Origin of the sequence: Mesorhizobium sp. M0001 (assembly GCF_040324255.1) — a bacterium.
Lineage (GTDB): Bacteria > Pseudomonadota > Alphaproteobacteria > Rhizobiales > Rhizobiaceae > Mesorhizobium.
This window is the reverse complement of record NZ_JAMYVS010000014.1, coordinates 83,039-97,141: the sequence shown is the minus strand read 5'-3', so window position 1 is coordinate 97,141 and position 14,103 is coordinate 83,039. Positions and strand designations below refer to the sequence as shown.

9 protein-coding genes are annotated in these 14,103 nt (G+C 63.5%); 1 reads left to right on the top strand and 8 read right to left on the bottom strand.

What is annotated here, in order from left to right:
* Positions 1–159: 159 nt before the first annotated feature.
* Positions 160–1,200, bottom strand: coding sequence for a D-xylose ABC transporter substrate-binding protein (xylF, locus tag NKK50_RS27340; RefSeq protein ID WP_352544174.1), 1,041 nt, complete (start codon positions 1,198–1,200; stop codon positions 160–162).
* A gap of 266 nt (positions 1,201–1,466) precedes the next feature.
* On the opposite strand from xylF, the gene NKK50_RS27335 reads away from it, so the two are divergent.
* Positions 1,467–2,702 carry an ROK family protein gene (locus NKK50_RS27335; protein WP_023683969.1) on the top strand — a complete coding sequence of 412 codons (1,236 nt, stop codon included), beginning with the start codon at positions 1,467–1,469 and terminating at the stop codon, positions 2,700–2,702.
* A 30-nt stretch (positions 2,703–2,732) separates the two neighbouring features.
* On the opposite strand, the gene phoB is transcribed toward NKK50_RS27335, so the two are convergent.
* The 7 genes from phoB to NKK50_RS27300 all read right to left on the bottom strand — a co-directional run bounded on the left by phoB (position 2,733) and on the right by NKK50_RS27300 (position 13,986).
* Positions 2,733–3,422: a phosphate regulon transcriptional regulator PhoB gene (phoB, locus tag NKK50_RS27330; protein WP_023822590.1), complete on the bottom strand. Its 690-nt coding sequence runs from the start codon at positions 3,420–3,422 to the stop codon at positions 2,733–2,735.
* 16 nt (positions 3,423–3,438) lie between these two features.
* Positions 3,439–4,143, bottom strand: a complete 705-nt coding sequence (gene phoU / locus NKK50_RS27325; protein WP_023670109.1) for a phosphate signaling complex protein PhoU — start codon at positions 4,141–4,143, stop codon at positions 3,439–3,441.
* Positions 4,144–4,184: 41 nt separating this feature from the next.
* Positions 4,185–5,009 (bottom strand): phosphate ABC transporter ATP-binding protein PstB, encoded by an 825-nt coding sequence (pstB, locus tag NKK50_RS27320; protein ID WP_023754147.1) that lies wholly within the window; start codon positions 5,007–5,009, stop codon positions 4,185–4,187.
* A gap of 17 nt (positions 5,010–5,026) precedes the next feature.
* Positions 5,027–6,343, bottom strand: a complete 1,317-nt coding sequence (gene pstA, locus NKK50_RS27315) for a phosphate ABC transporter permease PstA (protein ID WP_023683971.1) — start codon at positions 6,341–6,343, stop codon at positions 5,027–5,029.
* Positions 6,340–7,800: a phosphate ABC transporter permease subunit PstC gene (gene pstC / locus NKK50_RS27310; protein ID WP_023706293.1), complete on the bottom strand. Its 1,461-nt coding sequence runs from the start codon at positions 7,798–7,800 to the stop codon at positions 6,340–6,342. Before pstC ends, pstA begins: the two co-directional genes overlap by 4 nt.
* Positions 7,801–7,898: 98 nt before the next feature.
* Entirely contained in the window at positions 7,899–8,927 is a 1,029-nt protein-coding gene (locus NKK50_RS27305; RefSeq protein ID WP_023670113.1) for a substrate-binding domain-containing protein, read from the bottom strand.
* A gap of 496 nt (positions 8,928–9,423) precedes the next feature.
* Complete coding sequence (locus tag NKK50_RS27300) at positions 9,424–13,986, bottom strand: PAS domain-containing hybrid sensor histidine kinase/response regulator (protein ID WP_502896544.1); 4,563 nt, start codon at positions 13,984–13,986, stop codon at positions 9,424–9,426.
* Positions 13,987–14,103: the final 117 nt, after the last annotated feature.

Below are 14,103 nucleotides of genomic sequence, written 5' to 3'. Positions count from 1 at the left end.
GGGGGGTGGGTTTTTTTGGCCGCGCGGGGGTGTGCGTGGGGGGCGTGCGCCCCAACACCCCCATTTTTTGCTCCCCGGTTGGGCTAAAAAAAAAATTCTTTTTTAAAAAACGCCGGCGCTTCCCCCCCGGGGGCGCCTCATTTCTTCAAGTCGTCGAGATCAGTTGCAAGCCGCGACGCTGCCGGCGGCGACGCCTGTGCAGACTTCGTCCTTCTTGATCCAGCCGGCGTCGATGACGACGTTGAGGTTGTCCTTGGTGATCGCGACGGGGGTCAGGAACAGCGACTTGACGGTGTTGCCGCCAGGCGTGGTGAAGTCCTTGGCGCCGGCAATGTCGCCCGTCTTCTTGCCATCGGCAAGCTGCGAGGCGATCTCGGCGGCGTTCTTGCCGAGTTCGCGCGCGTCTTTCCACACCGACACCGTCTGCGTGCCGAGCGCGATGCGGTTCAGGGCGGCATGGTCGCCGTCCTGGCCCGAGACCGGAACCGTTCCGGCAAGGCCCTGCGCCGTCAGCGCGGCGACAACGCCGCCGGCGGTGCCGTCATTGGCCGCAACCACGGCATCGACCTTGTTGTCATTGGCGGTCAGGAACTGTTCCATGTTCTTCTGGGCGTTGGCCGGCAGCCAGCCATCGGTATAGGTCTCGCCGACATTCTTGATCTTGCCCGAGTCGATGGCTTCCTTGAGCACTTCCATCGAGCCCGAGAACAGGAAATCGGCATTCGGATCCGAGCCCGAGCCCTTGATGAAGACATAGTTGCCTTCGGGCTTCGCCTTGAACACTTCGCGGGCCTGCATGCGGCCGACTTCCTTGTTGTCGAAGGTCAGGTAGAAGACGTCCTTGTTCTCGATCAGGCGATCATAGCCGACGACCGGAATGCCTTCGTCCAGCGCCTTCTGCACCGCCGGGCCGATGGCCGAGGCGTCCTGCGCCAGGATGATCAGCGAGTTGGCGCCCTGCGAGATCAGGCTTTCGACGTCGGTCAGCTGCTTGCCGGGATTGGACTGCGCGTCGGCCGAAATGTACTTGTCGCCGGCGGCTTCGATCGCCGTTTTCATCGCCGCCTCGTCGGTCTTCCAGCGCTCTTCCTGGAAGTTCGACCACGACACGCCGATGACCTTGTCCTTCGCCTGCGCGACCGACATCAGCGCCAGCGACATGGCGACACCCGCCAGCATGGCGGCTGCAAATCTGTTCATTATAACCCTCCCTGCGCCGCCCACGGCGCGACAAAACCGGCCCGAAGGCCTGCACAAAGAGGCTCCATTTTTTCGAGCCTCGAAAAAATACTGGTTCAATGATAAGGCACTGTCAACATCGATTATGATGGATTCTGATGGCGTTGCCGAATTTTTTCGAGCTCCGCAATAAACAATGACAGGGCTGCCGGCGTCTGCCAATATTTGGCTGGTGCCGTCGAACGCCTTCACTATCATGAGGCGCGAGGAGGCCGGGAGGAAAACAAATGTCGGTTGGGATCCGCCACGACGATCTGCGCCGTCGCAACCGTGCGATGGTGATTTCGGCCGTGCGCCGGGCCGGCCAGCCGTCGCGGACCGAGATTGCGGCGACCACCGGCCTCAGCCATTCGACGATATCGGCAATCTCGTCTGATCTAATTCAAGAAGGCATCCTGATTGAAGGCAAGCCTGGCGAGACCGGCTCGCTGAAACGCGGCCGGCCGCAGGTCGGCCTTGGCCTCAACCCGGAAGCGGCGGCGGTCATGACCGTGGTGCTGTCGCTGAACTTCCTCTCCGTCACCGTCATCGACTATGCCGGCCAGGTGGTCGCGGAAGAACAGCGCCGGCTCGACACGCTGACCATGCCGCGCGACGAGCTGATCGGCGAATGCGTAGCAATCGTCGGGCGGCGTCTCGCGGACCCGGACCTCGATGTCCAGAGCATCGCCCGCATTGCCATGGGCATCCAGGGCATCACCGATTCGCAGGCGCGGGCCATGCTGTGGTCGCCAATCACGCCACTGACCGACATTGCCTTCGCCGACATGTTGGAAGCGGAATTCGGCATTCCTGCCACCATGGAGAACGACTGCAATATGATGGCGGTGGCCCTGCAATGGCGCCAGCCCGAGCGCTACCGCGACAATTTCATCGCGATCCTCTTGTCGCACGGCATCGGCATGGGGCTGGTGCTGAAAGGCGAACTGTTCACCGGCACCCATTCCTCGGGCGGCGAGTTCGGCCACATGATCCACCGTCCGGGCGGCGCGCTCTGCCGCTGCGGGCGGCGCGGCTGCGTCGAGGCCTATGCCGGAAACTACGCCATCTGGCGCAGCGCCAAAATGATGAGCGAAGATGCCGAGCCGGTCGATATCGGCGACGCTGATATGCGCGCACTCGCCGCGCGCGCCCGCGAAACCGATGGCCCGGAGCGCGAAGCCTATCGCAAGGCCGGTGAGGCGCTCGGCTTCGGCCTCGGCAGCCTGTTTGCACTGATCGATCCGGCACCCGTCGCCATGGTCGGCGTCAGCGCCGCCGCCTTCGACCTGATCGAACCGGCATTGCGCGAAGCGATCGCCCAGACCGCCGGCGGCCAGCACTCGAAATCGATCTCCTTCGACACCGAGCCCAACGAGCTGCCGCTGATCCGCGAAGGCTGTGCCATGCGCGCGCTCGGCTTCGTCGATCAGGAGATTTTCGCGCCGGGCATTCAGGCCAAATCCGGCAAGCATGTCGCCTGAATGGCCGGCAACGGCGCGACGCGCAGCATCCTAGTCTTCCCTGATCGCGTAGCCGGCGCCGCGAATGGTACGGATGACATCCGGCATGCGGCCGTTGTTGACCGCTTTGCGTAAGCGCCCGACATGGACGTCGACGGTTCGCTCGTCGATATAGATCGTCTCGCCCCAGACATTGTCGAGCAGCTGGCTGCGCGAGAACACGCGGCCGGGATGGCGCATCATGAATTCGAGCAGCCGGAACTCGGTCGGTCCGAGCCTGATCTCGCTCTTCTTGCGGTAGACACGGTGCGACTCGCGGTCGAGCACGATGTCGCCGACCTTGAGCACGCTGGACAGCACTTCCGGCTTGGCCCGGCGCAGCAGCGCCTTCACGCGCGCCATGAACTCCGGCGTCGAGAATGGCTTGACCAGATAGTCGTCGGCACCGGTGGACAGGCCGCGCACGCGATCGCTTTCCTCACCGCGCGCGGTCAGCATGATGATCGGCAGCCGCTCGGTTTCGGGCCGCACTCTAAGCCGCCGGCAGAGCTCGATGCCGGAAACAGCGGGCACCATCCAGTCGAGCACCAGGAGATCGGGCACGTTTTCCTGCAGGCGGATCTCGGCCTCGTCGCCGCGTGTCACCACCTCGACCTGATAGCCTTCGGATTCGAGGTTGTAGCGGAGGAGCACGCCCAGCGGCTCCTCGTCCTCCACGACCATGATGCGTGGCGCGATCATAGGCAGTTCACCCTCATCAGGCCGGCGTGGCCATCGCCGTCTCGTCCTGCTTCGGACGATTGGCGGGCAATTGCTGGCCGGTCAGCACATAATACGCATTTTCGGCGATGTTGGTGACATGATCGCCGATGCGCTCAAGATTCTTGGCGCAGAACAAGAGATGCGTGCAGGCGGTGATGTTGCGAGGGTCTTCCATCATGTAGGTCAAGAGCTCACGAAACACGGACGTGTATTTGACGTCGATGCGCTCGTCGTCATTCCTGAGTTTTGCAAGCGCTGCCGCATCGGTGGCGGCATATTCCTCGACGACGCCTTGCACCTGGATCAGCACCAGTTGCGCCATGGCATCGATGGAGTGCGAGAGGTCGCGCGGCGTGACGCTCAAGCCCACGGTGCCGACGCGTTTGGCGATGTTCTTGGCGAGGTCGCCGATGCGCTCGAGGTCGCCCGCCATGCGGATCGAGCCGACCACGGCGCGCAGATCGTTGGCCATCGGCTGGCGCTTGGCGATCAGCGTGATGGCGCGGTCGTCCAGTTCGCGCTGGCGCGCATCCATGATGGCGTCGTCGGAAACGACACGCTGTGCCAGCGCATTGTCCGAATTGAGCAGCGCCCTGGTCGAGCCGCTGACCATCGAGCCGGCCAGATCGCCCATGTCGCGGATCAGCTTGCTGATCTGCCCGAGCTCTTCATCGAAGGAGGCGACGGTATGTTCACCCATGATCTTGGTCCTCGTGCCTAAAAATTCACCCGCCGGACGGCTCAGCCGAAGCGGCCGGTAATGTAGTCCTGGGTGCGCTTGTCGTCGGGGTTGGTGAACATCTTGTCGGTGACGCCCTCCTCGACGAGATAGCCGAGATGGAACATCGCCGTGCGCTGCGAGACGCGCGCCGCCTGCTGCATCGAGTGGGTGACGATGACGATCGTGTAGTTCTGGCGCAGTTCGTCGATCAGCTCCTCGACACGGGCGGTGGCGATCGGATCGAGCGCCGAGCAGGGCTCGTCCATCAGGATCACCTCCGGCGACACGGCGATGGCGCGCGCGATGCACAGGCGCTGCTGCTGGCCGCCGGACAGGCCGGTGCCGGGCTCCTGCAGGCGGTCCTTGACCTCGTTCCAGATCGCAGCCTTCTTCAGGCTCTGCTCGACGATCTGGTCCATGTCGGACTTGCGCTTGGCCAGCCCATGGATGCGCGGGCCGTAGGCGACGTTCTCGTAGATCGACTTCGGGAACGGGTTGGGTTTCTGGAACACCATGCCGACGCGGGCGCGCAGTTCGACGACATCGATGTTCTTGTCGTAGATGTCGTCTTCATCGAGCGTGATCTTGCCGGTCACCCGCGCCGAATCGATGGTGTCGTTCATGCGGTTGAGGCAGCGCAGGAAGGTCGACTTGCCGCAGCCGGACGGGCCGATCAGCGCCGTCACCTGGTTCTGGCGGACGTCGAGATTGACGTCGAACAACGCCTGCTTCTCGCCGTAGAAGACGCCGACCTTGTCGCCGCGCATCTTGATGACTTCGTTCGACTTGGCGTTCATTTTGTCGCCCACTGCATTCTCAAGGGACTGTTCGGTCATGATGTTCATACCAAATTGCCTTTTTTCTACCAGCGCCGCTCGAAGCGGCGCCGGAGCACGATCGCGGTGATGTTCATGGCCATGAGGAAGACGAGCAGGATGATGATGGCGCCGGACATGCGCTCGACAAAAGCGCGCTCAGCCTCGTTTGCCCACATATAGATCTGAACCGGCAGCGCGGTCGCCGGATCGAAAGGCGTCGTCGGATAATCGGCGACGAAAGCGACCATGCCGATCAAGAGCAGCGGTGCTGTCTCGCCGAGCGCACGCGCCAGGCCGATGATGGTGCCGGTAAGGATGCCTGGGGCGGCAAGCGGCAGGATGTGATGGAACACCATCTGCATCTTGGAGGCGCCGAGACCTAGGGCCGCCGAGCGGATAGACGGCGGCACCGCGGCGAGGGCGGCGCGCGTGGCGATGATTATGGTCGGCAATGTCATCAAGGTCAGCACCAGGCCGCCGACGAAGGAAGCCGAGCGCGGCATGCCGAGGAAGTTGATGAACACGGCAAGGCCAAGCAGACCGAAGACGATCGACGGCACCGCCGCGAGATTGTTGATGTTGACTTCGATCAGGTCGGTGAAGCGGTTCTTCTTGGCGAATTCCTCGAGATAGATCGAGGCGGCGACGCCGATCGGCAGCGCCAGCAACAGCACGATCACCATCATGTAGAACGAGCCGATGATCGCCACGCCCATGCCCGACGTTTCGGGCCGGCTGGAGGCGCCATAGGTGAACAGGCCGGTGTTGAAATGCTCGGCCATCACGCCGTCGGCTTTAAGCTTGTTCATCCAGTCGATCTGCTGGTTGGACACCTTGCGGCGCGCTTCATCGACGCCGAGGTCGATCTGGCCCTTGAAGGCCGAGTCGAGGTTCGCGGCAGCCAGGATGTCGACGTCACGCGTCCTGCCGATCACCGACGGATCGGCGGAGACGATGTCGCGCAGCTGGACGCGGGCGCCTTCCGACAGGAAGCCCTTGAGCTTCAGCATCATCGGCTTGTTGGCCGGATCGATGCCGAGCTTGGCCACCAGCGCGTTTTCGGCGAGCTTGGGATAGTTCGCCTTGATCAGCACGGTAGGGTCGGTCGCGCGCTTGCCGGAGGGATCGATCACCTTCTCGTCGAAGGTGACCGGCAGCGTCACCGTCGTCTGCCAGAAGGCGGTGTAGCCTTTCGAGACGATGGTGATCAGCATGATGGCCAGGAACGCCAGGCCCACCGAGATCGCAATCACGCCATAGATGCGGAACCGGCGTTCGGCGGCATAGCGCGCCTTCAGCCCGATGTCGCGGCGCGGTCGCGCGACGGCGCCCGCCATCGTGTCCAGGGGGATGTCGGTCATTCGTACTGCTCCCGGTACTTGCGCACGATGTAGAGGGCGACGATGTTCATCACCAGCGTCAGCGCGAACAGCGTCAGGCCGAGCGCGAAGGCGACCAGCGTCTGCGGCGAGTTGAACTCGAGGTCGCCGGTCAGCTGGTTGACGATCTTGACGGTGATGGTCGTCATCGCCTCGAACGGATTGGCCGTCAGATTGGCGGCGACGCCCGCCGCCAGCACGACGATCATCGTCTCGCCGATGGCGCGCGACGCCGTCAACAGGATGGCGCCGACGATGCCGGGCAGTGCCGCCGGCAGGATCACCCGCTTGATCGTCTCGGAGCGGGTGGCGCCGAGGCCGAGCGAGCCGTCACGCATTGCGCGCGGCACCGCGGTGATGATGTCGTCGGACAAAGAGGACACGACCGGGATCAGCATGACGCCCATCACCAGACCGGCGGTGAAGATGCTCTGGCCCTGGATGAAGGGCGAGCCGCCGGTGAGTGCCGCCGACAGGTCGCGCAAGAACGGTCCGAGCGTGACAACGGCGAAGATGCCGTAGACGATGGTCGGAATGCCGGCCAGCAGTTCCAACGCCGGCTTGACCACCGAGCGCACACCGCGCGAGGCATATTCGGACATGTAGACCGCCGACATCAGCCCGACCGGCACTGCGACCAGAAGCGCGACGGCGGCGATGTAGAGCGTGCCGGCGAGTAGCGGGATCAGGCCGAACTGACCCTGGCTGCCGCCGGAACCGGCGGCGGCGAAACGCGGATCCCACACCGTGCCGAAGAAGAAGCTCATCGGCGATACGCTCTCGAAGAAGGTGATCGTCTGGAACAGCATCGACAGCACGATGCCGACCGTGGTCAGGATGGCGATGGTCGAGGCCGCAAGCAGCCCCCACAGCATCAGCTTCTCGACATTGTTGCGCGCCCTGGCGCGCGGCGCGATCTGCCTCAGCGCATAGAAGGCGCCGGCGACCGACAGCGCGAAGGTCAGCACGGCGCCGAACAGGCCGAGCCGGTCCTGGACCTGGTTCGCCTCGACCGCGATCGGGATCATATAGTCCTGTGTGTCGCTGGCCAGTGCCACGCCCTTGGCGGCGAGCAGCGGCTGCAATTCGGCGAAAGTAGCGGGAAGTGCGGTATCGCCATCGAGCCGGCGCAGGCCCTTGGCCAGGCTCTTCACCAGGCTGGCGTCGAGCGCTTCGCTGGCCACCTTTGTGTCGGCGGTGCGCTCGGGCAAAGCGGCATGGATGTGCCGGTCGAGATAGAAGGAAGAGCCGATATCCCAGACGGCGAGCAGCAGGACGGCAGGCAGGACCGCGAGCAGAAAGGCCCACCAGCCATGATAATGCGCGCGCGAATGCGGCTTGACCTTGCCGGTATCCTGCGCCGCTGCGCGCTGGCGGCCGATCACAAAAGCGACCACGCCTATGGCGATGACTATGGCGAGTACGAGCAAGGACGACATCACCCACCCCAGGGAAAATTCAGATCGCCGCCACCGTTGCGGCAAGCGGCGAAATCAGGGCGCGGAGATTTGGTCCGCGCCCTGATCCGGTCGGTTGATTACATCGTCTTTCCGGCGGCGAAGGCGTCGCGCTGGCCCTGACGTTCGGCGTCGGGAGCGGAAACCAGGCCGTACTGGGCGAGCGGGCTTTCCGGGCCGATCATCTGGTCATCAAGGAAGAACTCGACATATTCCTTGAGGCCGGGAACGACGCCCAGATGCGCCTTCTTGACGTAGAAGAACAACGGCCGCGACACGGGGTACGTGCCATCGGCGATGGTCTGCGTCGAAGGCACGATGCCTTCCACGGTAGCGACCTTCAGCTTGTCGGCATTGTTCTCGTAGAAGGCGAGGCCGAACACGCCAACGCCGGTCTTGTTGGAGTCGATGCGGGCCAGCGTCTCGGTGTAGTCGCCATCGATGTCGACAGCCTTGCCGTCCTTGCGGATGGCGATGCAGGTCTTGCCGATTTCCTTGTCGTCGGCGATGCCGGCAGCCTTCAAAGCGGCCTTGTCGCAGCCGGCGTCGAGCAGCTTGGTCTCGAACACTTCACGGGTGCCGTGCTTCTCACCCGGGATATAGGCGGCGATATCCCAGTCGGGCAGCTTCGGATTGACCTGGTTCCACTTGGTGTTCGGGTTGTCGACCAGCTTGCCGTCGACCACCAGCTTGGCGGCGAGCGCCTTGTAGATGTCGGCGGGAACCAGCGCCCAGTCCGGACCCTTGATGTCGGTGGCAAAGACGATGCCGTCATAGCCGATGCGGACTTCCTGGACGTCCTTGACGCCGGCGTCGGCGCAGGACTTCAGCTCGTCCTTCTTGATCGGGCGCGAGGAGTTGGCGATATCGATCGTGTCTTCGCCGACGCCCTTGCAGAACTCCTTGATGCCGGCGCCGCTGCCGCCGGACTCGACCACCGGGGTCTTGAAGTTGGTGAAGGTTTCGCCGAACTGCTCGGCGACGATCTTGGCGTAAGGCAGCACGGTCGACGAACCGGCGACCTGGATCTGGTCACGCGCAGCGGCGACACCGGACGATGCGGCGAACGCTACCGCCACGGCCGATGCCGTAACGAGGAATTTCTTCATGTGGCCTGCTCCTGTTCGGAAGATGGTCTCTTGGCGCCCTCTTCAAACCGGCGCCCGCTGAGGCCAATAGCCTTCGATTATTACAGTCGCATGACAGTTTCGTGTCAGCCCGGTAACGTCGCACAGACGTCTTGTGGGCCGCACCCTTTAAGCCGGTTTGTGGGAATGGAAGTTGCCGCTGGAATCAGACGCTTGCGCAATTCGTGCTGGCATCAAGTCCCGGCACACCGCAGGCCGCGATGCCGAGAAAGAAAAACCGGACGGGAGCGCGTTGCCCGTGACCAGAGCGAATCTTGGCCGAGCCATCGCCAAAAACAGGTCCGTTGGGGTAGATTCGACGCTGTTTCTTGTCGGCGGTCGCTTGCTCCCGCCCGTAACTGAATGAGCGGTTTCGTTGCGACCATTGTCCTGACTGGGCGCCAGCTTTGATATGGTGCGATCGCACCATATCCTTGGCTGTTGCGGCGCGGCCGAATCCCGGCGGCGCCGCAGGTTGCTATCCAGCGTCTCGTTGGGCTTCGCCTGATATGCCGACCCAGCGCTCGACCTTTTCGAGCAGCGCCCTGGGGCTGATCGGCTTGGGCAGATAGTCGTCCATGCCGGCTTCCAGGCAGCGCTCACGGTCGCCCTTCAAGGCATGCGCGGTGACGCCGACGATCGGGATATGCATACCCGTATGTTCTTCCAGCCGGCGAATTGCGGCGGTGGCCTCGAGCCCGTTCATCTCCGGCATCGAGACGTCCATCAGGATCATGCGCGGATTAAGCCGGCCGAAGGCGTCGAGCGCCTTGCGGCCGTTGCCGACGATTTCGAAACTGTAGCCGGTTTCGCCGATTATCTGGGTGAACACCATCTGGTTCACCTCATTGTCCTCGGCAACGAGAATGTCGAGCCGGCGTTCATCCCCGGCGGCCCGGGCGCGGGCACGAACCGGCGGCGGTTGCAGCAAGGCGCGTTCCGATGCAGCGAGCGGCGGCTTTGCCGGCGACGGTTCGTTCCTGCCGCCGCCGGAACCGCTGCTTGCCGCCGGCAGCACACGGCCGTCCGTGATATTGTGATGGTGCCGCTGGATGGTGGCGACCAGCGTTTCCAGAAGCACCGAGGAACGCGCCGGCTTGATCAGCTGGGCGTCGATGCCGAGATCGCGATAGCTGGTGTTGGCGAGCGACTGGTCGACCGAGGTCAGCATGATGATCGGCGTGTCGGCCAGCCCTGCGGTGTTGCGCACGACGCGCGCCATTTCGGCGCCGCTCATCCCCGGCATCTGATAATCGAGCACGACGCAGTCGACCGGCACGCCGTAGGCAGCCGCGGCGACCAGCACCTTGAGCCCTTCGGGTCCGCTTTCGGCGGCGCAGGAATCGAAGGTCCATGACGCCATCTGCTCGCTCAGGATCGATCGGTTGACGGCATTGTCGTCGACGATCAGCACCCGTGAGCCGGTCACGTCGACCGGCATGATCCGCCGTCCGGTCTGTTCCTCGGCCCTGGGCAATGTCACGGTGAACCAGAAGGTCGAGCCCTTGCCTTCGGCGCTCTCGACACCGATCTCGCCGCCCATCAACTCGACCAGCCGCGAGGTGATGGCGAGCCCGAGCCCTGTGCCTTCGTGGCGTCTGGTCGACGAGGTGTCGGCCTGACTGAATTTTTCGAAGACGAGCTTTAATTTCTGCTGCGGAATGCCGATGCCGGTGTCGGTGACCGAAACGGTAAGCTTTGTCCCCGTCGGCCCCCTTTGTCCGGTCACGTCGACCAGCACGTGGCCTTCGTCGGTAAACTTCACCGCGTTGCCGACCAGATTGGTGACGATCTGCCTGACGCGACCGACATCGCCGACGAACAGGCTTTCCAGGCCCGGCTCGACGCGCACGATGAGCTCGAGGTCCTTCTCCTTGGCGCGCGTCGATATCAGCGTCGCCACATCCTCGATCGCTTCGGGCAGGTTGAAGGGCGCAGGGTCGAGCACCAGCTGTCCGGCATCGATCTTGGAGAAGTCCAGTATGTCGTTGATGATGGTCAAGAGCGCGTTACCCGACTTGACGATGATATCGGTGAACGTCTTCTGCTTGGGATCGAGGTCGGATTTGGCCAGCAACTCGGCCATGCCGAGTACGCCGTTCATCGGCGTGCGGATCTCGTGGCTCATATTGGCCAGGAATTCCGACTTGGCGCGGTCGGCCAGCACGGCGCGCTGGCGCGCCTCGCGCAGTTCGGCCTCGCGCAGCTTCAGTTCGGTGATGTCGGTGGTCGACCCAATCAGATAGAGCGAACCGTCGGACGCGATCATCGCGCCCTTGCGGGCGAACTGGTGGCGCACGCTGCCGTCGGCAAGCGTCACCGTTTCCTCGATCTCCTGTGTATCGCCTGTGCGCAGCACGGCGAGATCGCTGTTGACGAAGGCTTCGCCGTCTTCGCCGAAAATCTCGATGTCCGTCTTGCCGATCGCGTCTTCCCTGCGGAGGCCGGTGAGGTCGCACCAGCCCTTGTTGACGTAGAACTGCCTGAGGTCGGAGCGCTTGGCGTAGATCGACACCGGCACGTTGTCGATGAGATTGCGGAACACCTCGTTCTCGCGCATGCTCTCTTCCAGCGCCTGCTCGCGCGCCTTGACGTCGGTGATGTCGGTGCTGGAGCCGACAAGGTGCACCGACCCATCGAGCGCCACCAGCCGGCTCTTGCGCGTCATCAATTGCCGCACCGTGCCGTCGCGATGGGTAACGGGCTCCTCGATCTCGCGGCCGCGGCCGGTGACGACGACCTCGGTGTCGTCATGGGTGTAGGTTTCGGCGTCGTCGATGCCGAAAAGCTGGAGATCGGTCCGGCCGATGACTTCCTCCTTGGGGATGCCGGTCAGCGCGCACCAGGCCTTGTTGACGAATTCCATGCTCAGATCCTGCGCCTTGATGAAGGCGGCGACCGGCAGTTCGTCCATGACGTGGCGGAACAGGTCGATCTGGCGCATGCTTTCCTGCAGCGCCTTTTCGCGGCTCTTGATCTCCGAGATGTCGACGCGCACGCCGATGAAGGTGCCGTCCTCGGTGCGCATATCGTAGACCTGATACCAGCGGCCGTCCGCATTGAGGCGCTCATAGGACGAGTTGGGCAGGCGATAGCGGGCGAGGATGGCATTGAGCCAGACATCGGGGTCGCCTTCATAGAGCCTATCGATTTCTCGATCGCCGCTCGATCGGAAATAGCCGACCGAATGTCCGAGTTCCAGGGCCTCGCGGAAGCTGCGGCCGGGCTGCCATGCCGGTTTCAGCTCCGGCAGCGTGTCCTGCAGCTTGCGGTTTGCAAAGACGAACTTGTCGTCGCGGTCATAGATGATGACGGCCGCCGGCAGCGACTCCAGCACCGTGGTGAGGTTCTTGCGGGCGTCCTCGGCTTCGGTCTCGCGGCGCTTCATGTCGGAGATGTCGAACAGGAAACCGGCGACATAGTTGCGGCCGCTGGGCATGCCGACGCGGTTCTTGCGCAGGATGCGCGAGCGGCTGGCGCCCTCGGCGTCGAAAGTCTCCTCGACCTCGTAGGGCGTGCCGGTCGCCAGCACGGCGCGTTCGCTGTCTTCGAATTGCGCGGCGTCCTTTTGCTTGAGGAAGTCGCCGCCGGGCCTGCCCAGCATCGCTTGCGGGCTCTGTCCGAACAGTGCCGAAAACGCCTCATTGACGAAGACGAAACGCAGATTGTCGTCCTTGACGAAGATCGGGTCCTTGACGCCGTTGATCACCGCCTCGGCCAGCCGCGATTTCTCCAGCGCTTGGGCGAGTTCAGCCTCGCGATCCTTCATGTTGGTGACGTCGACATAGGAGATCAGCCTTTTGCCGCCGGCGAGCGGCGCCAGCGAGGCAATCAGCGTACGGCCGTCATTGCGTGGCAGTTGCCTGGAGCCAACCAGGCCGGCCGAGATTTCTGCTTCGCGCTCGGCGATGTGGCCCTGCCATTCGGCATCGTCAGCACCGTAAGGGTCCATATCGCGGCTGGCCTGCATCAGTTCGCGGAAGCCGCAGCCGATGCCGGCGCGTCGGGGATCGATTTCCCAGAAATCATAGAAGGCGCGGTTGATCACCTCCGCGCGCATCTCCGCATCGAGGACGAGCACGCCGATCGGCATCTGGTCGACCATCGTGCGAAGATTGGCGAAGGTCTCCGTAATTTTGGCGTTGGCACTCTCGATCTCGGCGTCGCGACGCTTGAGCTCGGAGACGTCGTAGTAGGTCAACAGCCGCTTGCCGCCGGACAATGCCGTCACCGAGAACATCATCGTCCTGCCATTGGCATGGAGAAATTCGCGTGGCGCAACCGAGCCGGCGCTGATCTCCTCGATGCGGGTGGCGAGGTAGTGCCGCCACTGCTGTTCATCGAGATCGCCGTAGATGCCGTTGCGGCGGTTGAGTTCCATCAACAGACTGAACGGCGCGCCGACAGTGACGGCGCCATCGGGAATCCTGGAGAGCTCGCGATAGGCCTTGTTGACGATGAGTGTGCCGAGCTTTTCGTCAAGCAGCACGACGCCCATATGCATGGCATCCATCGTCCGCTCGAGATCGGCGAGGTGCTGCGTGGCCTCGCCGGCCGGCGGATCGCTCTCCTCCTCCCGCAGTTCGTCCAGCGCACCGGCCAGTGCCGTGACGTTGCGGCCGATGCCGCGATAGCCGATGAATTCGCCTTCGCCGTCGAACCGCGGGGAACCGGTGATCGAAACCCAGCGACAGCCGGGACCGCCGCCCTTCAACTCATAAACAAAGTCGCGAAACGGCCGATGCGCCTGCAGATCCTCCAGATGCGCGGCGGCGTGTCGATTGCCGTGCACCATCTGCTTGAGGAAATCGAAGCGGAAACGGCCAAGTATGCTGGCGGGATCGATGCCGGTGGCGGCCTGGTAGTTCTCCGAAAGCCAGGAAAAGCGCAGCTCGGCGTCGGTCTCCCAGACCCAGTCGGTGCCGGCCTCGACCAGTTCGCGCAGCGCTTCGGGCGAACCCCCGACGGACGTATCCTCGCCGTTCACCACCCCTTTTCGGGAACCGCGTCCGCCGCGTGTTCCAACAGTCCCGTCAGCCATCCCGTTCCCACCCCGAAAGCCAAGGCCGAACCCCCTCAGCGGTTCGCCGGCGGAATGTGCCCGAGAAGCATTAATGATCCGCTAACCATAACCAATCCAGACTGCGGCCAGAGCCAC